This window comes from Bacteroidota bacterium (genome assembly GCA_018266835.1).
In the GTDB taxonomy this organism is placed as follows: domain Bacteria; phylum Bacteroidota; class Ignavibacteria; order Tepidaquicellales; family Tepidaquicellaceae; genus JAFDZO01.
In genome coordinates this window covers 274,405-299,609 of the sequence record JAFDZP010000003.1, presented here as the reverse complement: position 1 = coordinate 299,609, position 25,205 = coordinate 274,405, and the positions used below count along the sequence as shown (strand labels likewise).

Annotated in this window: 20 protein-coding genes; 9 read left to right on the top strand and 11 right to left on the bottom strand. The window is 34.6% G+C overall.

Going from position 1 to position 25,205, the window contains the following annotated elements; translation table 11 throughout:
* Nucleotide 1 precedes the first annotated feature (1 nt).
* From JST55_10700 to JST55_10690, 3 genes are read right to left on the bottom strand one after another with little or no spacing between them, the layout of a single operon-like run.
* Nucleotides 2-859 (bottom strand): NAD(+)/NADH kinase, encoded by an 858-nt coding sequence (locus tag JST55_10700; GenBank protein MBS1493973.1) that lies wholly within the window; start codon nucleotides 857-859, stop codon nucleotides 2-4.
* Entirely contained in the window at nucleotides 856-1,155 is a 300-nt protein-coding gene (locus tag JST55_10695; protein ID MBS1493972.1) for a DUF1844 domain-containing protein, read from the bottom strand. The genes JST55_10700 and JST55_10695 overlap by 4 nt, the downstream gene beginning before the upstream one ends.
* 19 nt (nucleotides 1,156-1,174) lie before the next feature.
* A complete protein-coding gene (locus tag JST55_10690; protein MBS1493971.1) occupies nucleotides 1,175-2,650 on the bottom strand; it encodes a hypothetical protein in 1,476 nt (491 codons plus the stop codon).
* A 193-nt stretch (nucleotides 2,651-2,843) separates the two neighbouring features.
* Between JST55_10690 and JST55_10685 the strand changes: the two genes are divergently transcribed.
* Together JST55_10685 and JST55_10680 are read left to right on the top strand one after the other, a co-directional pair.
* On the top strand, nucleotides 2,844-3,083 hold the full coding sequence (locus tag JST55_10685; protein ID MBS1493970.1) for a hypothetical protein: 240 nt from the start codon (nucleotides 2,844-2,846) through the stop codon (nucleotides 3,081-3,083).
* A gap of 505 nt (nucleotides 3,084-3,588) precedes the next feature.
* Nucleotides 3,589-3,804, top strand: coding sequence for a hypothetical protein (locus JST55_10680; GenBank protein MBS1493969.1), 216 nt, complete (start codon nucleotides 3,589-3,591; stop codon nucleotides 3,802-3,804).
* A 22-nt stretch (nucleotides 3,805-3,826) separates the two neighbouring features.
* On the opposite strand, the gene JST55_10675 is transcribed toward JST55_10680, so the two are convergent.
* Nucleotides 3,827-5,299 carry a hypothetical protein gene (locus JST55_10675; GenBank protein ID MBS1493968.1) on the bottom strand — a complete coding sequence of 491 codons (1,473 nt, stop codon included), beginning with the start codon at nucleotides 5,297-5,299 and terminating at the stop codon, nucleotides 3,827-3,829.
* A 423-nt stretch (nucleotides 5,300-5,722) separates the two neighbouring features.
* On the opposite strand from JST55_10675, the gene JST55_10670 reads away from it, so the two are divergent.
* The 5 genes from JST55_10670 (at nucleotide 5,723) to JST55_10650 (ending at nucleotide 10,048) form a co-directional block, all read left to right on the top strand.
* A complete protein-coding gene (locus JST55_10670; protein ID MBS1493967.1) occupies nucleotides 5,723-6,358 on the top strand; it encodes a hypothetical protein in 636 nt (211 codons plus the stop codon).
* A 1-nt stretch (nucleotide 6,359) separates the two neighbouring features.
* Nucleotides 6,360-7,277 carry a hypothetical protein gene (locus JST55_10665; protein MBS1493966.1) on the top strand — a complete coding sequence of 306 codons (918 nt, stop codon included), beginning with the start codon at nucleotides 6,360-6,362 and terminating at the stop codon, nucleotides 7,275-7,277.
* 79 nt (nucleotides 7,278-7,356) lie between these two features.
* The gene (locus tag JST55_10660; protein MBS1493965.1) at nucleotides 7,357-8,235 is read left to right on the top strand and encodes a hypothetical protein; all 879 of its coding nucleotides are present in this window, start codon (nucleotides 7,357-7,359) and stop codon (nucleotides 8,233-8,235) included.
* Nucleotides 8,236-8,245: 10 nt separating this feature from the next.
* Nucleotides 8,246-9,271: a transporter gene (locus JST55_10655; GenBank protein ID MBS1493964.1), complete on the top strand. Its 1,026-nt coding sequence runs from the start codon at nucleotides 8,246-8,248 to the stop codon at nucleotides 9,269-9,271.
* Between the two features lie 48 nt (nucleotides 9,272-9,319).
* Nucleotides 9,320-10,048 carry a hypothetical protein gene (locus JST55_10650; protein MBS1493963.1) on the top strand — a complete coding sequence of 243 codons (729 nt, stop codon included), beginning with the start codon at nucleotides 9,320-9,322 and terminating at the stop codon, nucleotides 10,046-10,048.
* A 441-nt stretch (nucleotides 10,049-10,489) separates the two neighbouring features.
* Here JST55_10650 and JST55_10645 read toward each other — a convergent pair whose 3' ends face one another.
* The 3 genes from JST55_10645 to JST55_10635 form a co-directional block, all read right to left on the bottom strand.
* Nucleotides 10,490-10,687, bottom strand: coding sequence for a T9SS type A sorting domain-containing protein (locus JST55_10645; protein MBS1493962.1), 198 nt, complete (start codon nucleotides 10,685-10,687; stop codon nucleotides 10,490-10,492).
* Nucleotides 10,688-10,693: 6 nt separating this feature from the next.
* A complete protein-coding gene (locus JST55_10640; GenBank protein ID MBS1493961.1) occupies nucleotides 10,694-11,401 on the bottom strand; it encodes a hypothetical protein in 708 nt (235 codons plus the stop codon).
* A gap of 728 nt (nucleotides 11,402-12,129) precedes the next feature.
* On the bottom strand, nucleotides 12,130-14,586 hold the full coding sequence (locus JST55_10635) for a TonB-dependent receptor (protein ID MBS1493960.1): 2,457 nt from the start codon (nucleotides 14,584-14,586) through the stop codon (nucleotides 12,130-12,132).
* 387 nt (nucleotides 14,587-14,973) lie between these two features.
* On the opposite strand from JST55_10635, the gene JST55_10630 reads away from it, so the two are divergent.
* A complete protein-coding gene (locus JST55_10630) occupies nucleotides 14,974-18,069 on the top strand; it encodes a glycosyl hydrolase (protein MBS1493959.1) in 3,096 nt (1,031 codons plus the stop codon).
* Nucleotides 18,070-18,140: 71 nt separating this feature from the next.
* Here JST55_10630 and JST55_10625 read toward each other — a convergent pair whose 3' ends face one another.
* Nucleotides 18,141-20,306 carry a T9SS type A sorting domain-containing protein gene (locus tag JST55_10625; protein MBS1493958.1) on the bottom strand — a complete coding sequence of 722 codons (2,166 nt, stop codon included), beginning with the start codon at nucleotides 20,304-20,306 and terminating at the stop codon, nucleotides 18,141-18,143.
* A 243-nt stretch (nucleotides 20,307-20,549) separates the two neighbouring features.
* Between JST55_10625 and JST55_10620 the strand changes: the two genes are divergently transcribed.
* Nucleotides 20,550-21,986 (top strand): hypothetical protein, encoded by a 1,437-nt coding sequence (locus tag JST55_10620; GenBank protein ID MBS1493957.1) that lies wholly within the window; start codon nucleotides 20,550-20,552, stop codon nucleotides 21,984-21,986.
* Here the strand turns inward: JST55_10620 and JST55_10615 are convergent.
* Genes JST55_10615 through JST55_10605 form a run of 3 tightly spaced genes read right to left on the bottom strand, consistent with a single transcriptional unit; the run spans nucleotide 21,975 to nucleotide 25,203 of the window.
* The gene (locus JST55_10615; protein ID MBS1493956.1) at nucleotides 21,975-22,418 is read right to left on the bottom strand and encodes an FABP family protein; all 444 of its coding nucleotides are present in this window, start codon (nucleotides 22,416-22,418) and stop codon (nucleotides 21,975-21,977) included. The two genes, JST55_10620 and JST55_10615, sit on opposite strands and share 12 nt — an antisense overlap.
* Nucleotides 22,419-22,424: 6 nt before the next feature.
* A complete protein-coding gene (locus JST55_10610) occupies nucleotides 22,425-22,937 on the bottom strand; it encodes an N-acetyltransferase (protein ID MBS1493955.1) in 513 nt (170 codons plus the stop codon).
* Nucleotide 22,938: 1 nt separating this feature from the next.
* Nucleotides 22,939-25,203: an aconitate hydratase gene (locus JST55_10605; GenBank protein ID MBS1493954.1), complete on the bottom strand. Its 2,265-nt coding sequence runs from the start codon at nucleotides 25,201-25,203 to the stop codon at nucleotides 22,939-22,941.
* Nucleotides 25,204-25,205: the final 2 nt, after the last annotated feature.

Sequence of the window (25,205 nt, the reverse complement as noted above, 5' to 3'; positions counted from 1 at the left end):
TTTATTTTCGTTTATCCTCACTCCATAACAATTTTTTCTTAAGAGTATCAAAGTAAGTACTATCCATCCTTTTAACAAGTTTAACAGTGTAGTCTGCTTTTCTTAACTTAACTTCCATAGGAGATTTTCCTGTAACGTAAGTCTGACCGTCTGCAGTCACTCTTGCGTTAGAGCTTCCCAAAGTTTTAATTGTTATCTCTCCGTCATCAGGTAAAATAATTGGTCTGATATTTAAAGAGTGCGGGCAAATCGGAGTTGCAGAGAAAACAGAGCTATGAGGACTTATCACAGGTCCCCCTGAGGACAGCGAATAACCCGTTGAACCTGTCGGAGTAGAGATAATAATGCCGTCAGCTACCATTTTGAATATTCTTTCATCATTAAAAAATGCGTCAATGTTAATCATTCTTATCGAGTTCGCCTTATCTATAACAATGTCATTTAAGCCATAGATTTTTTTATTGTTAACCATTGCTTCCAGAATATTCCTTTCTGTAATTCTGAATTTTCCTTTCAGCATCTCTTTTAAAAACCCTGTAATTTCATTGGCGCGGACTTCAGCAAGGAAGCCAAGGTTACCCAGGTTTACTCCAAGTATAGGAATGTTTCTGTTTCCTACGACTCTTGCTGAGTTAAGAAATGTGCCATCGCCCCCTAAAGATAAAAGAATCAAATCTTTTTTCTTTAATATGGAAGCAATAGGTGCAGAATATTTTTTATAAATACTTTTGGTTGACTTAATAAACAACTTAGAATCAATAAAGAATTCTGTTTTGTTTTTTAAAAGGAAATCGCCAATATCTTTAATTACCTCATAAAGATTTTCTTTTTCAATATTTCCGGTTATTCCGAAAATCATTTAAGCTCTTCCTTTTTTTCTTCGGAATTTTGTGCAGGTTTGCTGCTTTCTTCAACATAGTTTAATTTTAAATCTGAGAGCGCGCTTTCTATAAATCTCTTTTCTTCGTCGGCAAGATTACCTTTAGTTTTTTCCAAAAGCATTTCGATCAAATCTATTGTTGCCTGTGCTGCCGGTAAATCCGTTTCTATTTTATCTGATACCGGGTTTTTAATTTTTCCAAGGTGCATCATCGTCTGCATTTGAAAGCTGTAGATGAGCGAAAAAAACATTTGAGTTGATTTATCTTTATCCATGTTGAAATATAAATTTAAATTATTTTATTTTTTGATAGGTTTTTACAAGCCAGTCTTTATATAGACAGTTTTCTTCGACAGTCAGTTTTTTCCGGTAATATCCTATTTCTGATTTTCTGTCCGCTATCTTATACAAAAATAGCTTATCCATATAAGTTAAAAAATTGATTAATGTTTGCCTTCTTTGCTGGGTAAGAGATTTGTTTATTTTTATAAATTTCTGAAAAGATTTCAGGTCGTTCAGTCCCTCATTATAATATGCAAGATTATAAAATATCATGAGCTTCATTCCGCGGATTTCAAGAAGAAAAGCATTATCACGAATTTGATTCAGTAGATTTAAACAGTTATTGAAATTTTCAGTTGCAAAGTTAAGTGATGCATAGCCATAACGCTCTGCATCTTTTTGAAGTCTCGGGTTTACTTTTTTACAATATGTGTTGAGAAAATTTTCAAGCCAGTCAAATTTTTCAAGTGCAATTGAAGCTGAGATTATAATTTTAAACAGATTGATTGGCAAAAACTTAGATGAAAAATTGATGTAATATTCGTTTTCCAGAACTATTTCACAAATTTCAAAAATTTCTTTTTGAAAATCGGTATTGCCGGTTTTTCCTTTTTGTAATGAACAGTATGCAATTAATTTTGAGTAATGAAAATACAGTTCGTTTTTATTTAGCTTATCTTTGCTTTTAAAAAGTTCTTTTTTGTATATAAAATAGTTATCTGTATTTTTCAGATTTGAGAATGCCTGAACAAGTTTCAGGTACAGGTTAATAATATAGGTATAGTGATTATAGGGTTCTACATTTTTTATAAGTTTATCAATGTTTAAATCTGATAGAATTTTTTCAAGTTTTATTTTTATATCATGTGTATCGTTGGCAGAGAGGGAAATTATGGAATTAATATAATTAGACATTAGCTCCATTACAAAGTAATTTATAAAATTGACATTGACGTTTAATAATCCTTCAGAAAGAAACTGGGTAGATTTTTTTTGATTATCCATTCCATAGTTAACAATATAATTAACCTTGTATGCATCATGAGTAAAGCTTCGAAGAAAGAAATCGGAATCTATATCTTCTTTATTTGTAGCCGGCTCTTTCAGATTAAATATATTTTTAAAGGAAAGTGATTTTAGGTTCCTTCCGAAATATTCTTTTAATAGAAATTCGTCTTTTTTAATCGGAGTTTTATGAATATTGGTAAAAATTAAAAACTCTTCCAGGAGCTTTTGCATTTTAGAAATCAAATTTGTAATTGTTGAATGGTTATAATTTTTACCTTCGTATAAAGATTCAAATAAATAGAGGGTATTTATTCTTTCATCATTGTAATTAGGGGCAAACTTTTTAATTACATTGTATAATTGATTTATCTTTTTCAGATTATTATATATAGGTGAAATAATAAAGTTTTTAAAACTTCTTACTTCTACCGGTGAAAAAGATTTTAATATAAGTATTACGTTATGCTCTCTTAAATCCATATTAGCTGAAGTTAGCGGAAAATTGCTTAAATATTACACTAAAAATATCAATAAAATAACCAAAAATAAAGAATATTCTTCGTGTAGACTTTTAAATAATGCGGAAATACTAAAAATTATTCTTTGCATATTAATAATAGAATCATAATATTTGTAATAGATTTTAGTAGTAGTAAATTTTAGTCCTATACTTATGAGAAAAGTATTTTTAAAAGGTTTTTTAATAATTTGTTTTTTAATAGGATTTTTAGCTCCTATTTCGGTTAACGCTATTGCAGCTGAACCGGTATCTATAGAAGTAACTTCCGGTGAAGAATATACATATGAAAAGATTTGGATTGATGGAGTTTTATTTATTTTCGTTTTTGATGAAGCCGGAAAATTGATTGATACTTACCCTGAATCCTGTGGTGGACACCACGGAGGTAACTAGTTTTTTAATGTTCTTTAAAAATTGTTTTAATTAATTGAATTAATAATGGTGAATCAAAACGCTCCCTCGTTTTTTTTAGTTTTTTCGGGGGAGGTTTTGAACTATAAAGGTTCATTAGACTTTTAAGTTCAAATTTGGGAGAAGTAAATGATAGCCCCCCTAGAATTTTTTCTCCCGTTTACCAAACAAGTTTCTCATAGCTAAAATCTCACCTCGTTAAAATACTCCATCTTTTTAATACTTTTTCGGATGGAGTATTTTTTTTTCTCTTTTTTTAATCACAATATATAGTTTTCTTAAAATCAAAGTTAAAATTACTTTTGTAATTTTAATTGTTTGGAATATTATGCTTTTTTTATAAAGCTAACATTTCAATTATTTTGCTAATTTAATAGGAGAATTATAAAACTAATTTAACTTTATATTAATATCGATGGCGAGCTGGGCAGGCTGATTTTCACAGGCATTTTGCTTGTGTTAAAATCAAACCCCTAAGGAGATAAAAATGAAACTCAAATCATTTTTCTTAGCCTGTCTGCTTGCATTGAGCTTCTTCATTGCCGGCCTATTTTGCACTACAATTCATGCTTCTCAAACCACTTCTGAAGCAATTTCCAATCGATCAGATTATACTTATGTTAGAGTTGATGTAGATGGTGTTCCGTGGATTTTTGTTTATGATGATAAAGGAAATCTGATAATGACTTATCCGGAAGAATAAATCTCTACACGGGCTGTATTTATTACAGCCCGTCTATTTTGCTCTTTAACCAGCTGGTAAGATAAATTGCATTCACATCCTGTAAGTTTTCCAATAATTTCTTTTTAGATAAGAAGTTTTTCCCTTTGCCTGAGCGGCATAGATATGGAATGAAAAATAAAAATTTATTATATGTTGCTTTTGTTTCGGCAGATAAGAATTTACTCGTCTTCAGATATTTTTTGAACGACTTTACTTCGTTAGCGCATTCATCTTTATACGCCATTTCTGTAAAGCACGCAATTTTAAGAATTTTTTGATCAGTGAAGAAAAAATTTGCTTTAGTCTCATTCATAAAGTCCAAAGCCTTATCAAAATCCTTTTTATAAAAACTCAGATATGCGTTGCTGAAATTTTTGGCGTCATCCTTATGATTTTCAGAAATCTCTTCTGAGTATTTCATTATAAACTTTTCTGCTTCTTCTGTTTTTTCCAGCTCAAGAGTATTTAACAATGTTAGTTTATATAGAACCTGATTTAACGATTGTGTCCGTTGATTGAAATGCAGATTATTTTTAAAAAGATAATCCGATATCATATACAGTTCATTGCGAAAATAATTTTTATTTTTTGACCTGATTATCTTTATCCTTAAATACGAAACAAGCTGGTGATAAAATCCGGAAAGCTCTTCTGTGCCAATGCCCCTCTCATTTTTTACAATGTAATTTTTAAAATCTTCATAGAGTGAATCGTTATCAGGATACAAATGCATATTTAGCATATTCACAGTAGCTCGTATCTGCTCTGCGTCCTCATTTTTTTCTTCCATAAATTCGGCAATCTTTTCGAAATTAAAAAGCTTTACTAGTTCATTTATTTTTTTGCTGATACCGTTCTTTAAATATTTAGATGCAAGAGAAGTTGCTGTGAGATAATCAAAAGTTATTCCGATTATAAAATGATTTATATAGCTTACAAAAGATTTCAGATAGATGTCAAAAAATAAATCCATCTCCTTAGCCTTCTTGTCTTTTTTAAAAAGAGATACTTCATTCAGTTCATTAGACTGGCATAAATATTTATAAAAAAAATACATATAGTCTTTGTCAGGAGCATTCTTAAGTTCCGCTTTCATTGCATTCACAGATTTTTTTAATCTGCCTTCATCCATTCTGTTTACAAATTCTTCCGATATATAAAATTCCTTAAGCAGTTTATTGTTGTCAAATCTCTTCTGGGCAAAATAATTTTCAGTAAGATGAGTTATCTCGCTGAGTATCCATCTCATGTTTGAATCATTGAACGGCTTACCTTTAAAAACCTTTGAGTATATGTATTCCTTATTAAGATTTTTGCTTTCAAACTTCGGGTGGAATTTTATCAGTTCATCAAAAATATCTGAAATATTTTTATTTGTATTAAAGTAAGGGGAGGAAATAAATTTCTTAAGGCCGTGAATTTCTTCTTTTGTGAGGGGTTGTAAGAGTTTAGTAATATTGCTGCGAAAATCCATAATATTCGGGCAAAGTGGTTTTGCCAACAGATTATTCAATAAACTTATTTTAAAATCCGCAAAAATAAATAAAAAATCAACTTATATAAGCCAAAATTTACTTAAAGCAATAAATACTTACCAACAATAACGAATTTTTTTCTCGGCAGAGATAATATGATTGATGTATAATTGTATCAATCAAGCATATCAATAAAAAATAATCAATCATAAGTTTCACTGCCCGGAAGAATCGCCATTTCTTCCCCTATTGAAAAACCATAAAACGCTCCGGAGAGTAAGCTTGGCTTCGGAGCGGATTGGTGTTGGGGTTACGTTAAAAAATATTATTTTAAAAATCTTATATTATTTGGAAATGATGTAAATATACAATTATATTTTTTATGGAAATGATGAATTTTGAAAATTAAAAATTAATTAGTTATGCTAAAAAGTAATAGGGCTATCATATTATATTTTCTTGCATTAATTATCATTATAATTTTTTGGGGGTGTAATAGAGGATCAAAGTCATCATCAGAAACAAAAAAACAAAAATTGTTCTCCGAGTTAGATAGTAATCAGAAAAAAGATACTAGTATAACAAAGATATCTGAATTTGTTAATTCGGAAATCCTTATGCTTCTTTCAAAAACTAATATCGAAACAATGAATTTAACATTTGAAGTAAAGCAAATTACAATTCTTATAGATTTAATAAATTGGTATTTCAATGTAGAACATGACTTGGAATCTGCCGGAAATAAAGGGCCTGATAAAGAAGAATTAAATGTTATCTTAAAAATTTTTAACAAAAGTTTAAACGATTATAATAATGAAAAAACGATTTCAAATGACATTATAAACTTGGTGAAAGATTGGACAAACGATAATGATATTGATCGTAAAACTTCATTTTCATCAATAATGAATAACCCTACATATAGAAGATTTATGAATGAAGTTATAGCTCAGTATTTAGAACTTAAAGGATCAAAAAATCCCCAAGAAATTGTTGATACAAAATATAAAAATGTAGATTCTTTAATAATGGCAATACTTAAAAATTTAGGGGATTAAGATGAAATTAATATTTTTATATGCGGGCTTATTAATTTTAAATACCTCAATAGCACAGGATTTAACCTCTAAATTACCTAAAAACGGAATTTATATTGCAAAAAATTTTACAGATAATGTTTTAACCCCTGCTGATGTTATTGTTAGTGTTCCGGATACTGGTAATGTACAAGGCAATCTTCTGCTTTCAATTGGATACAATTTTTTTTCTGAATCTCCTAGAGCTAAAAATTTCTTAATTTTGAAAGATGTTAGCTTACTTGGATTTATGCAGTTTGAGCATACAACTGATAAGAAAACACCACTTGATAAAAATAAGATAGGAGTAAATTTAGGATTTAATTTTTTTGATATTTACACTTCTGACAATAAAAGTCAAAGTTTTAGAAATTCATTAATTTCAAGCTTAATTAAAGACAACATAGATAAAAACAATGATGCTTTTTCTCTTACTTACATAATAAACCCTGATATAAATTTTGGAATTTGGTATTTGGATTGGATTTTACCAAGTACCATTGTACCAGAATTTGTTTTAGGTATAGCCAATTTAAAATATTATAACAGAAGTTCTATCGGTATTAATTTTCAACCTAACAATAACAATCCACAATTTGAAAATTATACAACCATTTTTGCAAATTTAAATCCAGGTCTTGTTTATTTAATCAATAAAAATTTAGAAGTGGCTTTAGATGTAAGCTATTCATTTGGTAAAAAATTTGACTATGATTATCTATTAATAAAATATTATAATTTTTTGAAAATGAATCTAGCATTCTATTTCTTAAAAGTGGAAGAAAGTAAATTTGGTGTTGCAATAAATTTTGTTAAAGGTCAGAATTTGTTAGAAAATAAAAATTATGATAAGTATATAAAGATATCTTTAGTTACAAAATTACAATTCCCCGCTTTTTGATAAAAATACATTGTCATAAAGTTCTGATTTTCACATTTTTAGTAGATTATTTTTTCCCTAAGTTTGACTTTCCTTATCTATGAAAGTCAAACTTTTTTTATTTGTACTACTTCTTTTTGCAATCCCGCTCAAAGCTCAGATTGTGTCTGATAACGTTCAGCCCGGATTAAATATTGTAAGATCTTTCAGTGATAACTCCTTTAGTCCTGCAGAGTTCTATATTCATATTCCGGATACAGGAGCAACATATTTTAATCTTCATACTTCAGTTGGTTATAATCTGAAATTAAATCAAAAAAGAACCTATTCTGTTCTGCCCTATGTAGAAGTAGAGAAAAACACTTTCAGAAAAACAAAACGAGATAACTACAGAGTCGGCTTATTGTTAAATTCCATTATCTCCGATTCCTCTAAAAATTTTCTTCTGGATAACTTTCTCGACCTGAGATATAAGCGCGATTTCGTCAGTAAAAAATTTAATACTTATTCTGCTACTCTTTATATCAATCCATATTTTCCCTCTATTAAAAATATTTTTCTCAGAGCTATCATACCCGGCGGCTCACGTCTTTCAATAATAGAAAATGTTCTCAAATACAGAAATAATTTTGCATTGGGATTCGACTATACAAAAAAAATAAATGATGAACTATCCGATTTTGCGCAGAGTTCATCTGCCCAGATTAAATTAGACTGGAGTATATATTTCCTCCGTGAAAAAAGAGATATGTTTGATATAAATGTTGATTATCATTTTGGTACCAAGTTTGAACGTGATTTATCCCATAAAAAGTATTTTAATTTCTTCCGCACAAACCTTACATATTACTTTATCAACGACGGCAAAAACAGCGCCGGCATCAGATATGAATTTGTGAGAGGGGATAATGTCATAGATGATATCGAATTCGATAACTACCAAAAGATAATGTTAACCTTTAAGATAGTTATTTTTTAGAACGCTTTTTTTGAGTATTTTAGATAAAACTCAATTATCATTGTTAGGAATAAAACGCTCTCCGAAATCCAAACCGTTACCCAGAGAAGAAGATTTTAAAGACCTTGGCTTAGGCACAAACGCCATAAATCCAAATCAGCGTCTCTTAAATTCCGACGGCTCGTTTAATCTTAAACGCACCGGTCTCTCTTTCAAAGAACGTTTCCATTTCTATCAAAATCTCCTGACTATTTCCTGGTCAAAGTTCAATACGTACATCCTTCTATTCTATATAATTGAGAACTTCATATTTGCAACGCTTTATTATATAATCGGACATGAAAACCTCCGCGGAGCAGAAGGCATAACCCTTATTGAAAAATACCGTGACTGCTTCTTCTTCTCAGTTCAGACAATTACTACTGTCGGCTATGGGCATTTAGCTCCTTCCGGATGGTGGATGAATATTATTGCTGCTATAGAATCACTGCTGGGCTTGCTTGTTTTTGCCATTATAACCGGTTTACTTTATGCCAGATTTTCAAGACCGAATGTTAAACTTCTTACGAGTAAAAACTGTTTAATATCTCCGTACAGGGATATCACTGCTCTTATTTTCCGTATTGCAAATGCGCGGCACAGCCAGTTGATTGAAGCTGAAGTTCAGGCATTTATGAGCTACAATAAATTTGATGAGAACGGCAACATTACCCGTGGATTTGATAACCTTAAACTCGAGCGCCACATGATTAACATGCTTGCTTTAAGCTGGAACATCGTGCATCCGATTGATGAAGACAGCCCGTTCTTTTCCAAAGAGATTGAGGACTTTAAAAACTCTTCAATGGAAATCCTGGTACTGTTTAAATCCTATGATGAAACCATAAATCAGCAGGTGCACTATAAGTTTTCATATACCTATGAGCAGATTGTAATAGGGGCAAAGTTTGCAAAGATGTTCCGCAACGAACCTGAAGGATATGTAAATCTTATGCTGGATAAACTTGATGAATACGAAACGGCCGAACTGCCGAAATCAACAGAAAATAATCAGTAACATTTTGAACAATAAAGAGTATAATCTATTAACCTTAAACTAAACTTAATGTATAAATCAATTCTTGCCATTTTACTGGCATTCTTCGTTTCAAACTCGTTTGCCCAGACTGCAGATGAAGTAATCAATAATTATGTAACTGCCATCGGCGGAATGGATAAGATCAACTCCATTAAGACCGCTAAAATGACGGGCAAGTTCAGCGCAGGAAGCATGGATATCAATTTTACCCGTATCTACAAAAGACCTTCCAAAATTAAGATGGAAATGCAGATTCAGGGCATGACGATGATTCAGGCTTACGACGGCACAATGGGCTGGATGCTTAATCCGTTCCAGGGTTCAAGAGAGCCGGAAAAAATGCCTGACATTGATGCCAAATACCTTGCAAATAACGCGGATTTAGAGGGTACAATCGTAAATTACAAAGATAAAGGCGCAACGGTTGAGTTCGTTGGCAAAGAGGATATGGAAGGGACAGACGTCTATAAAATAAAGCTGACCAACAAGGACGGCGACGTGAACTACTACTTCTTCGATGCGACCAGCTACCTGCTTCTGAAGGAATCCACCAAACGCAAGATGGGCGAGAAGGAAGTCTCGATGGACTTTATTTATGGCAATTACAAGGCTACAGATGGCTTTTTATACCCATGGTCAGTTGAAATCCACGCGCCTGAATCTCCTATGGGAGCATCACAAAAGGCAGTAATTGAGAAGATGGAACTCAACGTAGCGACTGAAGACGCGGATTACTCAATGCCGGAAAAAAAGTAGGATTTTAGCTCAAAATCGCAAAAGTTACGCGAAAATTTTGATGGTGAAAATAAATTATAGTTAAAACATCGATTTATTTCAAGATTATGTAAAGTCGATTTTAATCTATTGTTTTAACATATAAATAATTTTTCAAAATCGGATGTTTTTTGAGTCAAAAATGAACTTTTGAAAATTTTTGGAATTTTTGGCGAAGGGCTCTTTTTGGTAGTGAGTATAAAGTAGTTAGTATTGAGTATTGTGTTTTAATATCGGGGCGAAAGCCTTTTGAGTATTGTGTATTATGTAGTGAGTATTGAGTATATATGTTTTTTTAATCGGGGCGAAAGCCACCCGCTAAAGCAGGACAGGCTGACTTTATTTTAATGACAATTTTTTTGTAAATGACCTGACAGGATTAAAAACCTGTCAGGTCTTTCTAAATAAAAAAATTTTCTAAAATTATTTTACCAGCACCATTCTTTTTGTTTCGCTGAAATCTTTCGTCTCAATCCTGTAAAAATAAATTCCGCTTGGTAAATTTTTTCCGCTGAAAACATACTGATACTTTCCTGCATCCTTAACTTCATTTACCAGTACATTTACCTGCTGCCCTAAGGAATTGAAAACAGAAATTTTTACATTCTGTTTTTTAGGTATCGCAAACTAAATCACCGTTGAGGGATTAAACGGGTTCGGATAATTCTGCTTCAGCTCATATCCCGAAGGAATTTCATTCGATATCTGATTGATATCCGATAGTATTTCACCGTAAGTTACTCCGTTTATTACGGCTCCCTTTAAAAATTTCTGATAACCTTGCCCTTCAAATATTCCCCCATGGTCACTAAAAAAATAAAAATAACCGAACATTTCTGTAAAGTATGTTTTGTAAATACCATCGACTGCTCCTGCCATTGTATCTAATCTGCTGAATACTTTCAGGGGAATTCCGGTATTGAAAATATCATAGTCTGTTGCAGTATCTGCAATTTTACTTCTGAAATATCCCGGGCGGCAGCTATCCCAGGTGTAACCAACCGGTAACCTAAAACCGCCAAGTAAATTGAAGCCAGTGCTATCCGGACACAACCCGCCGGGTCCGTATATATTTAAAGTTGTTGTATCTAATCTGAAGTTAACGCTGTAATTTCCCATTCCAGGCTCATCATAGAAGTTCATTGTGTAAAATTTCTTTCCGTTTATTATAGTATCCTTTGTAATTTTTGCTTTGAATCTGTATTCTAAAAATTCAGATTCTTTATACAGATATTCATAATAATTTCCGATCTTGAACGGATTTATAAACCCGTTCTGAGCCTGCAAAGTCTGAAATGAAATTACAAAAACTAAAATTAATATAAGCTTCTGCATATGATTTTATTCAATCTTATATAAGATAGTAGAAAAAAATTCTCCATTAAATGATAAAAGAAGTGGAGAACTTTGCTTGTTGTTTATGCAAGTGTGAAGATAGAGTGAGGGAAAGGGAATAGAAAATACTTAGTACTCCTTCCCAAACTCCAGTTTGGGAAGGCATTGTCCGCAAAACTCTGTTTTGCATTGAAACGGAGTTTCAATGTCACGTTCCGTCCCAAACAGGAGTTTGGGACGGAGTAGAAGGGAAAGTAATACAATTTGTTACTCTCCTTACCTAGAATGCTGGAATCCAATAATCAATTACTGACATATCTCGTTCCGATGCTCCAGCTTCGGAACGCATTTCATCTCATCCGCCTAGGTGGATTGTTCTTTTTAGCTTGAACCAAAAAGAACTCTCGCAAAAAAACTGCGGGACAGGTACCCAGTCAAGACCAAGTAAAAATTTGCTTTACGTTCCGAAGCGGGAGCATCGGAACGAGGGAGTGGATGCGGGCGAAAAAAACTCGCTTCGCTCAGACAGCTTTTCCGCTTTTTCGATTTACTCGTTAATTTTCTTCACTCAAATTTTTAATGGTCGTTTTTGGGGGATACCAAGTCGCCGCTGTTGGTAGCCTGTCCCCCGGAACTTGTCCCGCCAAAGGCGGGAGCGGGATTTTCATCAACATCATTCTAGCATTGTGGTTGTTGGTCAAGAGACCAACAATGGGGGGAAAAACGGTTTAGTATGATTCTTTTAAATCTGTATCAGGTATTTTTGTTTTTTTAGACTTTGGTTCCTTGCTTTTTTTATTATCAATCTTACCCCACATAAAATTAATTCCCAGCATAATTGATTGTGAGTTTTGTTTATTAAGAGATTCCTCATACGAATCTTCATAATCAGATATTGCTTTAAGTCTTTGAGAATTAAAAATATCGTTTGCTGATAATCTGATATTAAGCTTACTATCCATTAACCTTAATGAAATACCTGCGTTTAAAAATTGATATGGCTCGGTATAACCCTGGGGTTTCAATTTTTTACCCTGATACAGGTAATATAAATCAAGTGATAAAATAAGAGTTACAGGAATACTGATGGAGCAATTAGCTTTTAATGTGCTTATGGAATTTCCGTTGATATCACTATTTACATCTCCTGACAAATCCGACTTGTAATAACTTATTCCTCCATTAAGGTACGCCCGTTTAAAAAATAGCCCTGATATACTCAGGTCTATTCCGTATGAATTAGTTTTATTTAAATTTTTATAAGTTGAAAAAGTGATATTAGAATCTATTATGGATTTAACATAAGCTATCACATTGTTTGTAGCTTTGAAGAATACAGTTGGATTTATATTTATTCCACCCGTTGAATTTATATAACTCAATTCCACAGTATGAGAATATTCGGGTGATAAGTATGGATTACCTGTCGATACAGTGAGAGTAACATTATTTTTATTTACAAATGGGTTTAAATAAAATGCCTCAGGTCTGTTTAGACGCTTACTATATGAGACCCTGATAGAATTATTAGGGTTGATTGTTTTTAGCAATGAAAACGCAGGGAAAAAGTCAGTGTAATTGTTTTCAAAACTGTTTCCTGTTCCGACAAGATTCCCGTCCGAATTTGTTTTTTCCATCCTTAAGCCGGCACTTAAACTTAAATTAGAAAAATTGGCAATCGTTTCCAGATATGCTGAATAAATGTTTCTGTTATATTCAAAGTTATTTGATAAGTTATTATCATAATAAAATTGATTAGTAGTCGTGTCAAAATTTAACACATTATTTTCGTTTTTATTTTTAAATCCGGAAAATTCACCTCCGGTATTAAAAGTTAAAGTCTTGGAAAATTTTGTTGAAAATTCAGGTTTGAAATAAAAATTTTTCAGATCTTGTTGAAAACCGGATTTAATCATGTAATCTTTTCTGTTATAAACAGGCTCATAGATTTGCTTTCCGGAAAAATCATTCCGGATATTATCAGTTTTATAAGAAGCAGTTACATTCAGATTATTTTTTTCATTTGCAATTTTTGTAGTTAGTCCGGAAGTTAATTCCAGGCTGGTAAATTTTGTATCGCTGTTGTTTTCACTGCTATATTTGTTTGTTTGGTTTCCCAATATATCATAATAGGAGCTTTGACCTGTTCTGTCAGAGTTCGAAGTATTCGATAAAAATGTTCCCATAAAATTAATGTTGCCTTTTTTAAGGACAGACTTATCAGCATTCAAAGTTATGTAATGAGTACTACTGGGTGAAGGAGTGATGCCTGACTGAAAAATTTCAGAATACTGAGGGTTATAGATTATTTTTTTCCTGTCGAAATTTGAACTGTTATTAAAGCGGCTGTAGTTGTAAAACAAAGATGCATCATAATTTTTCTCGTTAATTCCCAGTCCTAAAAATCCGTTATAACTGTTTGTAGAGTAATAGTATGTCCCGGCATTAATATTTTTGTTTTCCGGAATTTCTTCTTCTTTTTTTAAAACAATATTTATTATTCCGCCTGTCCCTTCTGAGCTTTGCTTCACTCCGGGATTTGTATAAACTTCTATAGCTAGAACATTTTCCGCCGGCATACTAAGTAAAAACTGATACAACTGCTCTCCTGAAATATTTACCGGTGAATCATTTAATTTAAATTTTATGTTAGGATTGGCTTTAAGCAAAATTGACATATTTTCCACGGAGACAAACGGTGTTTTCTTTAAAGCGTCTATGACATTCATTCCTTTTAGTGAGTTATCATGGCTTACGTTGTATACGTTCTTATCCACAAACATTTCATATACCTGTTTTTCGGATGTTACATCAATTTGTTCGGTTGTATTAATTTTGTCCGCAGTTTTGGGAGAGACAGCAGAATCCGTATTTATATTTAATAATGAGTCCTGTATTGTAACATCAAAATTATTGCTGATTTTTTTTTCTTTGTTGGTGATTCGGATATTATATCTGCCTGTAACGAGATTTGTAAAAAAATATTTCCCGGTACTGTCTGTTACTATTGTTTCAAGTACCTTCATTTCTGAAAAACTTAACAATCTTACCTTACAGTCAGATACCGGAACACCTTTTTCATCAACTACAGTGCCTTTGATGGAGCCTGTTTTAATTTGTGAAAAACAGTTACTGAATGTCATAAACAGAATCACCAAAACAAGTAATACCTTTGTTTTATTCAATTGTGTTTGCATAATCTTTTATCAGGAATAATTTAGATTGAGAATGCATTATTTAAAAGTTCGATGAAGTTTTTTAGCGGTAATTTTTAAATAATTGTATATTATTCATTATTTTCAATTGTGCCTGATGTGTCATTTATCTGATACTGGAATCTTCAAAGTATGTAGATTGATGTTGAAAAAACTTTCTCCCAAAAGTTTTTAATAAAAGATGTGCCCAAATAACGTAAAAAATAATCTCAATATAATCAATTGTAATATCAAGTAAGTAAATAAATTAGTTGACTATTTTAAAAAAATAATTTGCATCTTTTTTTCTCTCCCTTTTCTAACTCTTTTAAGATATTTTACGTATAAATTAAAATCTAATAACAAACCTCAATTTATATGCAAAGAGTTCTCTCTGTACTTCTTCTTTTCATTTCAGTTTTACCATTTTCCTTTGGTCAGGCACAGGCACAGACACCTGTCAAAGTTACATCTTCAACGTTCGGAATGTACGAAGGGCGCAACATCGGTCCCACGGTAATGAGCGGAAGAGTGACTTCAATAGATGCCGTCAATAAAGACGCGCGGATAATTTACGTTGGCGCAGCGGCAGGCGGCGTGTGGAAATCTATCACAGGCGGAACGCTGTGGAAGCCCGTCTTTGATAAATACACTCAGTCAATCGGCGATATAAGAATTGACCAGAAGCATCCTGATACAATCTGGGTAGGAACGGGCGAATCGAATATGCGTAACAGCGTATCGGTCGGCGAAGGAATATACAAATCGATGGACGGCGGAGAAAGCTGGAAGAAGATGGGACTTGAAGGCACGGAGCATATAAGTAAAATACAGATTGACCCGAGCAACTCAGATATAGTTTACGTAGCTGCTCCCGGAGCGCTATGGGGAGACTCACCCGACAGAGGACTTTACAAAACCGTTAACGGGGGAGTGACATGGGACAAGGTTTTATACATAGATGATAAGACGGGATGCGCAGATGTAATGATAGACCCGAAAGACCCGAACATAATTTATGCATCGATGTGGGAGTTCAGAAGAAAGCCTTGGGCGTTCAACTCAGGCGGACAGGGAAGCGGACTTTATAAAAGCACAGACGGGGGCGCAACATGGAACAGAATAGATAAGGGATTTACAGACGGAATACTGGGGCGAATAATTTTATCAATGTCGCCGCAGGATTCAAAAATAATTTATGCAATAGCAGAGGCGAAGGCAACTGCGCTGTTCAAATCAACTGACGGCGGAGATACATGGACGAAGAAAAGTTCGTCATCGAATGTAACAGCGCGTCCTTTTTATTTCTCAGTATTGAAGGTTGACCCTACAAATGCAAACAGACTTTACAGACCTGCGTTCAATTTATCAATCAGTGATGATGCAGGTGAATCGTGGTTCGATGCATCTAATGAAGGCGGATGGGTACACTCAGACTTGCATGCGTTATGGATAGACCCGAACAACTCATCGCATATGTTACTTGGTACGGATGGCGGAGTATATATGTCGTTTGATAAAGGCAACAATTGGATGTTTTTAAATAATCTTCCGCTTGCGCAGTACTATCACGTTGCGCTGGACATGCAGGAGCCGTACAATATTTATGGCGGCTTGCAGGATAACGGATCATGGGTAGGACCATCAAGCGCTCCGGGCGGAGTGCAAGGCAAGATGTGGAATGCAGTGGGCTTTGGCGACGGGTTCTGGGTTCAGCCGGATTACACGGATAAGAATATTGTTTACTGGGAATCGCAGGGCGGTAACATAAACAGACTTAACAGAGGCACGAACGAAAATAAAGATATAAGACCACAGCCGCTGAAGGGTGAAAAGAAATTGAGGTTCAATTGGAACACTCCGATATACATGCCGTTCAGCAATCCCGGCGTATTGTATATGGGCGCGCAGTTTTTATTCCGCTCAACAAATAAAGGCGATAGCTGGGATAGGATTTCGGGAGACTTAACAACGAACGACCCTGAAAAGCTGAAGCAGGAGGAATCGGGCGGACTGAGTGTGGATAACTCATCTGCGGAAAACCATTGCACGATATTTACTATAGCGGAGTCGCCGATAGATAAGGATTTAATATTTGTAGGGACAGATGACGGTAACTTACAAATATCAAACAACGAAGGAAAAACATGGAACAACGTAACAACTAATATAAGCGGCTTGCCGAGATACTTGTGTATCTCAAGCATTGAGCCAAGCAGATACGATAAGAAAGTAGTTTACATTACTGTTGATGGACACGCAATGGGAGATATGAATACCTATGTGTACAAGACGAGTGATTTAGGAAAGACATGGACAAAAATTTCTACAAGTGATATAAAAGGATTTGCACACAGAGTAAAAGAAGATTTAGTGAATAAGAATTTATTGTTCGTGGGAACAGAGTTCGGTTTATTCATGAGCATTAACGGGGGTCTTGACTGGGTGCAGATGAATTCGAAAATTCCTAATACACCTGTGAAAGATATTGCAATTCATCCTGTTACCAATGATTTAGTACTTGCAACTCACGGAAGAGGAGTGATTATAATTGACGACTTAACGGGAATAAGAAATTTAACATCGAAGATACTGGAATCGGAAATGGCGTTAATTCCGACCAGACCGACTATCTGGGTAGATGATAACGTAGGCGGTTCGTTTCCTGTACAGGGAGGAAATTTCAACGGACCGAATCCAAACGGCGATGCGTTAATATTATATTATCTGAAAGAAAGACCTATGACTGAAGATGTTAAGGTTCAGATACTTGATGATAAAGGCGAAGTGCTGCAGACTATACCGGGCTCAAAAAGAAAAGGACTTAATAAAGTATACTGGGATATGAGAATGAAGCCGCCAAAAGTTGCGCAGGGAGCGAGACTTGATTTCGGCGGATTCAACGGTCCTGAAGTATTGCCGGGAGTATATAAAGTAAAATTGATAAAGGGAGATAAAACGGTTGAGGGAACGATTGAAATAAAAGCTGACCCGAAATCAGTGCACTCGCAAGAGGATAGAGATTTAAGAAGAAAATATCTGATGGATACTTATAAGATGTCAGAGGATTTGGCAAACTTAGTTGATAAGCTGAAAAGTGTGGGTGATGATGTTAAGGACAGACAAAAAGTAGTTGATGAAAACAGCGCATTGAAAAATGACCTTGCTGACTTCTTAGATAAAGTTGAAGTTGAAAGAAAGAAACTGACTGAAACTAAAGAAGGTACGGGAATTATAGGTGAAGAGCAGCTGCGTTCAAAAGTGAGCGACGTGTTTACGACGATACTTTTCTACAACGGCAAGCCGACTGAATCTATTATGCAAAGATATGACGGCTTATTGTACGAGCTGAACTTATCTAAAGAAGCAGCAGATAAATTATTCAAGGAGCCATTGAACAATCTTAATAAAAAATTAAGAGAAGCAGGCAAGCCTGAGATAATTATTAATAAGGATACAAAGGTGCCGAATTAGTAGACTGTTCTAATTAGATAGATATCAAAAATTCAGACCTGATCCTGCAAATGCGGGATCAGGTCTTTTTTTTATTTTACTAAAATCATTTTCTTTGTCTCTATAAAATCATTTGTGATTAGTTTATAAAAATAAATTCCGCTTGAGCGATTACTTCCGTTAAAATCTGTTTCATAATATCCTGCCTTTAAATTTTCATTAACCAGCGTTTCAATTTCTTTTCCTGAAATATCATAAACAATAATCTTTACGAAAGAATTTTTTGGCAATTCGAATTTTATTTTTGTAACAGGATTAAACGGGTTCGGATAATTCTGTGAAAGATAATGTGTCTTTGGAAGTTCAGCTGATAAGTTATGAATGCCGACAACTGAAGCGCCGCCGTTTGTTGTTTTAAGAATTGTCCCTGCTTCTCCCACAACAAATCCTGTGTTAGCGTCTGAGAAGTAAACTGAATTTAAAATATTACTTGTTCCGGTATTCTGTCTTGCCCAGTTAAGACCGCCGTTTGTTGTTTTCAAAACTGAGCAGTCATTGCCCAAGTTCGTTCCGCAGACGTATCCGGTTAAACTGTTTACAAAATAAATTCCATTGAGCGTGTTTTGTGTTACAGAAGGAAGAAGAGTCCAGTTTACTCCGGAATTTGTTGTGCGGTACATAGTTCCTGCAGAGCCGACTGAGATTCCTGTATTTGCATCCGTGAAGTCTACACTGTACTGCATGGAAGTAATTCCACCAGAGTTTACCTGAGTCCAGTTAAGTCCTGCATTTGTTGATTTAAAAATTCTTCCTGCTTCTCCGACTGCAATAACATTATTTGCATCAAGAAATTTTACATCCTGTAAGGTCCATGTTACTCCGGTAATACTTATCCAGTTTGTGCCTGCATTTGTAGTGCGAAGAATTACTCCAAAATTTCCTACAGCTAAGCCCGTAGTTGCATTTATAAATTTAATATCATACAAGTTATTTGAATTAGCTGTTAACTGAGTTGACCAGTTCAGTCCGCCGTTTGTTGTTTTAAGAATTATTCTTTGCAGAGGACTTTCTTTTCCGCCGACTGCCCAGCCTGTTTGAGAGTCAACAAAGTATGCAGTTTCCAGGTTAAGAGTTGTTCCTGTATTGTATGAAATCCACGTGGTGCCTGCATTTGTTGATTTACAAAAAGCACCTGAGTTGCCGACTGCAATTAAAGTATCACCTTCAGAAGAGTTATCTCTGTTCTGGTAATTCAACGGAGCTATTAAATTAAATTCTTTTCTTTCCTGGAAAGGTTCATTCCATGTTGCGCCGCCGTCCGTTGTTGTTGCACTAATTCCTTTCTGACCCCACACCGCACCTATATTCGGATTTGAATTAAAAAAATCAAAACTGACTAATCTGTTTCCTGTTGGTGATGAAAATATCTCGCTCCAGTTTTCGCCTCCGTCAGTCGTACGAAATATTTTTCCTCCGTCGCCGCATGCAATAGCATTAGTAGGACTCTGCATTCTTACATCGTAAAGGTCAACACCGATTGAAACAACAAGCTGCGTCCAGTTTTGCCTGCCGTCTGTAGTACGTAATATTTTGGCATTTTCTCCTACAATCATCCCTGTACTTGCATTGGCAAAAGCAATTCCGTTGAAGTTCGTACCACCTCCAGGGTTTGTTACGTTTATCCATGACATTCCCCAGAAGTTACTATAAAAAATTTTTCCGTTAGTCCCAATTGCAATAGCTTCAGGTCCGTTCTGTGTTAAAAAAATCACTCGTTTAAAATCAGTTACGGGATTGTTATAAGTAAGATTGAAGGTTGCGCCGTTATCTGTAGAAGCAATAATTTTTCCGTTATCGCCTGCCAATATAATTTTATCATTCTTAACAGCCACAGTATTGAGGAGAGTGTAATTAGGAGCGTAGCTTACCCAGTGAGCGCCGCCGTCATTTGATAATCTTGCGCCGTCCTGCCCAACAACAATAATTTTTAATGAGCCTTCAAGTACTTTGATTTCCTTCAGTTCACTCTCTCCCACTGAACCCATAGGAGTAAAATGAAGGCCTCCGTCTGTTGATTTCATGAGAGTGCCGTGAGTTCCGCATAAGTATTGAGTACCGTCGGGAGCAATTGAAAAACTTGAAACATCATTGCCCATGGGACCCGGATTATACCAGCTCCAGCCTGAGCCTGCAGTGTTTACCTGGGAAAAGGAAACAGAGCAGCTGATTATAAATATTAATAAAAATAAACTTTTCATAAAAACGCCTTATTAAATTTTACGGGCAGACAAGTGTTTCGAGGCAATCGAAATTTATCAGAGATAAGAACCTGTCCGCCCAGAATATTTAATTTAGTTTTCTTTGCCTCGAAACTGCACAAAGATATCAAGCTGAATAATAGAATTACAAAGAAAAAAATACATATTTGCACCTTCGTTAAATATAAAATATTGATATAATCGATTAGAATTAGCATATTTAGTGTAAAATTGCACCATAGTATGATCAGCAAAAACTTAATATTTATATTAAAAAAGTTTACAAAAGATGAATTATCAAGGTTCACTCACTTTGTAGATTCGCCTTATTTTAATAAACAAAATCATGTAAAGGTTTTACTGGATTATCTCAGTTCACTGTATCCGGAATTTCCCGATAATGATTTAGCGAAAGAAAAAATATTTGCAAAAATTTATCCGGGAGAAAAATTCGTAGAAAGCAGGATAAGAAATTTTTGTTCGGATTTGAAACTGCTTGCTGAAAAATTTATGATGATAGAATTATTACAAAAAGATGATAACGGAACTGACCTTTACAAGCTTGCATCATTTAATGCAAAGAGGCACTATGGTTTATTCCAGAAAAAATACGAAGAAGTAATTAACAAAAAAGGAAAAGAGCCGGCAGATGAGTGGGCAATAAACAACAACATAAAATTATACGATTTAAGATTTGCATATCTCAATGCAAACAGCGGAGATGCGAAAGAAACCGAGGAAATTCTGAAAAAAATTAATGATGAATCATTAAAATTTTATCTTTCATTCTTCTTTAAAAATTCAAGCAGAATTCTTAATAAACAGCGTACATTTTTTAACTACGGGTACTCTCCTAAAAATTTTGAAACAGCATGCGGTATAATAGAAAACAATTTCGATGATTTTAAAAATGAAAGTTATCTGATGCTTAATTATTATTCAGCTATGCTGTATAAGAACTATGACGAAAAAAGTTTTATTACATTATATAAATTTATTTTAAAAAATTTTAAAAAAATTAACAGCGGAGATGCGACAGATATCTTAATTGCATTAATAAATTATTGCAGGACTCAGGCGTTGAAAGGAAACAGTGAATATGAATTCAAGGCTCTGGAAATTTATAAACTGATGGAGAGTAATAATATTTGGAATAAAGATAATCTGTTAAGACCGTCAGTCTATCGCGGAGCAACGAGTGTCGGCTGCAACTGCGGTGAATTTGAATGGACTAAAGATTTTCTTAATAAATTCAAAGATATGCAGCCGGAAGAACACAGAGAAAGTAATTATAATCTGTGTTTCGGCAGATTATATTTTGACTCTAAAAATTATAATAAGGCAATTGAAAGTCTTGCCAAAGTAAAGAATGAAGATTCATCCTATAAATATGAAACCGATGCACTGCTTATGAAAATTTATTACGAGATAGACGAGACTGAAGCGCTGTTTTCAAAAATAGATTCGTTCAGACACTGGATAAATAATAATGAGACGATTATTTCGGACCGTTACAGAAAAATTTTTAAGCAGATGGTTGGATGCATTGATAAACTTGCTAAGCTGAAATTAAAGCCTGACAGTTTCAATCTTGATAAACTTAAAAAGAAAATTATTGCAGATGAAAGTATTGTAAACCGATTATGGATGATTGAAAAAATAAATGAGTTACTTCGATAACTTTGCTTCCAGGTGCAGCTGATAAGGCTGGTTTTGTGTCTGAAGAAAAAGTTTGTAATGAAGCAATCCTTTCTCTAAATAATATTCTCGGCGTGTCTTAACAGGTCTTTCATCATTTCCGTAGTGAGTACTGTCTAAAACAAGTTTAGTTGGAGCTTCAAGTACACCTTTTAATACTTCTGTTCTGCCGTTGTTTTGAGCATTTATAAAAGTAAAAACATCTTTTTCTTTTTCAAGAATAAATCCATACTCACGATGAAGATGTCTGCTTTCATTTTTATATAATGTCTTCTGATTAAATTCAATTTTATTTTCCTCACCGCAGCTTTCAAAAGTAAGTTCTTCGGTATAATCGGCTGAGTTAATTGTAGGGTAGGCAGCATGTCCTTCGCCTTTCCAATTACCTAATAAAAATTTAAGTTTGTTAATCATTTTTCATCAAATGTAATTTATTATTTTACTTCTTCGCTCCAGCAAGATAGTATCTTTCCATTTGCCGTTCAATTGACCAATTTTTTCTCTTGTACCGACTATCCTGAAACCGTTTTTTAAATGAAGTGTAATGCTTGATTTGTTATCGCAGAAAATTCCTGCCTGGAGTGTCCAGATGCCGTTTGCTTCACTTTCTTTTATTAAAGCCTGAAGCAAAAGTTTTCCGATTCCTTTGCCTCTGTGTTTTTCAGAGACATAAATTGCTTCGTCACAAACCCCTTTATAAACTTCTCTTGATGAGACAGGACTTAAGGCAGTCCAGCCGCAAATTTCATTATCTGAAACTGCGGCCAATCTGCATATCTGTAAATATTTTTTATTCCATTCTTCCCATGAAGGGGACTTTGTTTCAAACGTTGCCATTCCGGTTGTAATGCCTTCTTCATAAATTCTTTTTATATCGTTCCAGCGATTTTGCCAATGATTTTCATTGAAAGAAATAATTTCAACGGAACTCATTTTAGAATACTGTATTTTCTTTCTTAGCCATTAAGTTCAATGCGCTGCCGGCAAGGAACCATTTTATCTGCGCTTCATTGAAAGTATGGTTCAGCATAATCACATCAACGTCTGCATTCGGGTCTGCATGTGTAACTCTCATCATTACTCTTTCTCCCGGAATTAAGTCTCTTACGTTCAATGAAATTCTATCGTCTTCAAGAATTTTATCGTAGTCAGTAGGGTCTGCAAATGTTAACGGAAGCATGCCCTGTTTCTTTAAATTTGTTTCGTGAATTCTTGCAAATGATTTTACAATGATTGCTCTTCCGCCTAAGAATCTCGGCTCCATAGCCGCATGCTCTCTTGAAGAACCTTCGCCGTAATTTTCTTCACCTATTACAACCCAGCCAAGTCCCTGCGATTTATAATCTCTTGCAACCTTTGGAACTTCATCGTACGAATTTGATAATGCGTTCTTTATATAATTGGATTTATCATTGAAGAAATTTACTGCACCGATAAGCATGTTATTAGAAATGTTATCAAGATGTCCTCTGTATTTCAGCCATGGGCCTGCCATAGAAATATGGTCAGTTGTACACTTACCTTTTACTTTGATGAGCACCGGAAGATTTTCAAAATCTTTATCAAGGTCAGGAGCTGCAAATGCTTCCAGCTTCTGAAGTCTTGTACTTGCAGGGTCAATTATTACATCAACCATTGCTCCGTCAAAAGCAGGTGGAACAAATCCTGCCTCACCTTTTAAAAATCCGTGCTCAGGAAGTTCGTTGCCGGTAGGTGTTTTTAATTTTACATCTTCACCTTTATCATTTTTAATTGTATCGGTAAGCGGATTAAAAGTTAAGTTACCTGCCAGCGCAAATGCTGTAACAATTTCAGGTGATGCAACGAAGGCATGTGTTGCGCTGTTACCGTCATTTCTTTTTGAGAAATTTCTGTTGTAAGAAGTTATGATAGAATTTCTTTCACCTTCTTTTACATCGTGTCTTTTCCATTGGCCGATACATGGTCCGCATGCATTAGCTAATACCATTCCGCCGACTTTCTCAAATGTTTCCAATTGTCCGTCGCGTTCGATAGTTGCTCTTATTTGTTCAGAGCCCGGAGTAATTGTAAATTCTGATTTTGCTTTAACACCAATCTCCAATGCCTGCTTTGCGACTGAAGCTGAGCGTTCCATATCTTCATAGGAAGAATTTGTGCAGCTTCCTATCAAAGCAACTTTCAATTCTTCAGGATAATTATTTTCTTTAACAGCATCTTTGAATTTCGAAATCGGCCATGCAAGGTCGGGAGTGAACGGTCCGTTAACATGCGGCTCTAATTCCGATAAGTCGATATGAATAACCTGATCATAATGTAAATCACTTCCTTCGTCTGCTCTTAAGTAATCTTTTATTTCATCTGCAAGTTTTGCAATCTCTTCACGCTCAGTAGCTTTCAAATAATCAGCCATTCTGTTATCATATGGGAAGAGGGAAGTTGTTGCCCCGATTTCCGCGCCCATGTTACAGATTGTTCCTTTGCCTGTACATGAAATTGATTCAGCGCCTTCGCCGTAATATTCAATGATTGCTCCCGTACCGCCTTTAACTGTTAAGATGCCTGCAAGTTTTAAGATAACATCTTTAGGTGATGTCCATCCGCTGAGTTTGCCTGTGAGATTTACTCCGATGAATTTCGGGAATTTTAATTCCCATGCCATGCCAGACATTACGTCTACTGCATCTGCGCCGCCGACTCCGATTGCAATCATTCCAAGTCCGCCAGCATTAGGTGTATGTGAATCTGTGCCGATCATCATTCCTCCGGGGAATGCATAATTTTCAAGAACTACCTGGTGAATAATTCCTGCGCCCGGTTTCCAGAAACCGAGACCATATTTATTTGATACACTTGCAAGGAAATCATAAACTTCTTTGTTCTCATCAAATGCTCTGAGCAAATCATTTTTGCTTCCGACTTCAGCTTGTATTAAATGGTCGCAATGCACAGTTGAAGGTACTGCTACTTTTGGTATTCCACCTGACATAAACTGAAGTAATGCCATCTGTGCAGTGGCATCCTGCATAGCAACTCTGTCGGGGCGGAAATCAACGAAGTCTTTTCCGCGCGCATATTCCTGTGTAACAGGATTGAATAAGTGTGAGTAAAGAATTTTTTCAGCGTAGGTCAGCGGTCTTCCAAGAATCTTTTTAGTTTCATCAACTTTGTTTTTAAATTCAGTGTAGACTTTTCTTATTAGGTCTATGTCAAATATCATTT

Excerpts from the sequence above, each read along its gene's own strand:
- JST55_10670 (MBS1493967.1), top strand. The coding sequence starts at position 5,723 with ATGCTAAAAAGTAATAGGGCTATCATATTATATTTTCTTGCATTAATT.
- JST55_10665 (MBS1493966.1), top strand. The coding sequence starts at position 6,360 with ATGAAATTAATATTTTTATATGCGGGCTTATTAATTTTAAATACCTCA.
- JST55_10700 (MBS1493973.1), bottom strand. The coding sequence starts at position 859 with ATGATTTTCGGAATAACCGGAAATATTGAAAAAGAAAATCTTTATGAG.
- JST55_10660 (MBS1493965.1), top strand. The coding sequence starts at position 7,357 with ATGAAAGTCAAACTTTTTTTATTTGTACTACTTCTTTTTGCAATCCCG.
- JST55_10695 (MBS1493972.1), bottom strand. The coding sequence starts at position 1,155 with ATGGATAAAGATAAATCAACTCAAATGTTTTTTTCGCTCATCTACAGC.
- JST55_10685 (MBS1493970.1), top strand. The coding sequence starts at position 2,844 with ATGAGAAAAGTATTTTTAAAAGGTTTTTTAATAATTTGTTTTTTAATA.
- JST55_10640 (MBS1493961.1), bottom strand. The coding sequence starts at position 11,401 with ATGCAGAAGCTTATATTAATTTTAGTTTTTGTAATTTCATTTCAGACT.
- JST55_10610 (MBS1493955.1), bottom strand. The coding sequence starts at position 22,937 with ATGAGTTCCGTTGAAATTATTTCTTTCAATGAAAATCATTGGCAAAAT.
- JST55_10620 (MBS1493957.1), top strand. The coding sequence starts at position 20,550 with ATGATCAGCAAAAACTTAATATTTATATTAAAAAAGTTTACAAAAGAT.
- JST55_10630 (MBS1493959.1), top strand. The coding sequence starts at position 14,974 with ATGCAAAGAGTTCTCTCTGTACTTCTTCTTTTCATTTCAGTTTTACCA.
- JST55_10690 (MBS1493971.1), bottom strand. The coding sequence starts at position 2,650 with ATGGATTTAAGAGAGCATAACGTAATACTTATATTAAAATCTTTTTCA.
- JST55_10615 (MBS1493956.1), bottom strand. The coding sequence starts at position 22,418 with ATGATTAACAAACTTAAATTTTTATTAGGTAATTGGAAAGGCGAAGGA.
- JST55_10625 (MBS1493958.1), bottom strand. The coding sequence starts at position 20,306 with ATGAAAAGTTTATTTTTATTAATATTTATAATCAGCTGCTCTGTTTCC.
- JST55_10680 (MBS1493969.1), top strand. The coding sequence starts at position 3,589 with ATGAAACTCAAATCATTTTTCTTAGCCTGTCTGCTTGCATTGAGCTTC.
- JST55_10650 (MBS1493963.1), top strand. The coding sequence starts at position 9,320 with ATGTATAAATCAATTCTTGCCATTTTACTGGCATTCTTCGTTTCAAAC.
- JST55_10605 (MBS1493954.1), bottom strand. The coding sequence starts at position 25,203 with ATGATATTTGACATAGACCTAATAAGAAAAGTCTACACTGAATTTAAA.
- JST55_10675 (MBS1493968.1), bottom strand. The coding sequence starts at position 5,299 with ATGGATTTTCGCAGCAATATTACTAAACTCTTACAACCCCTCACAAAA.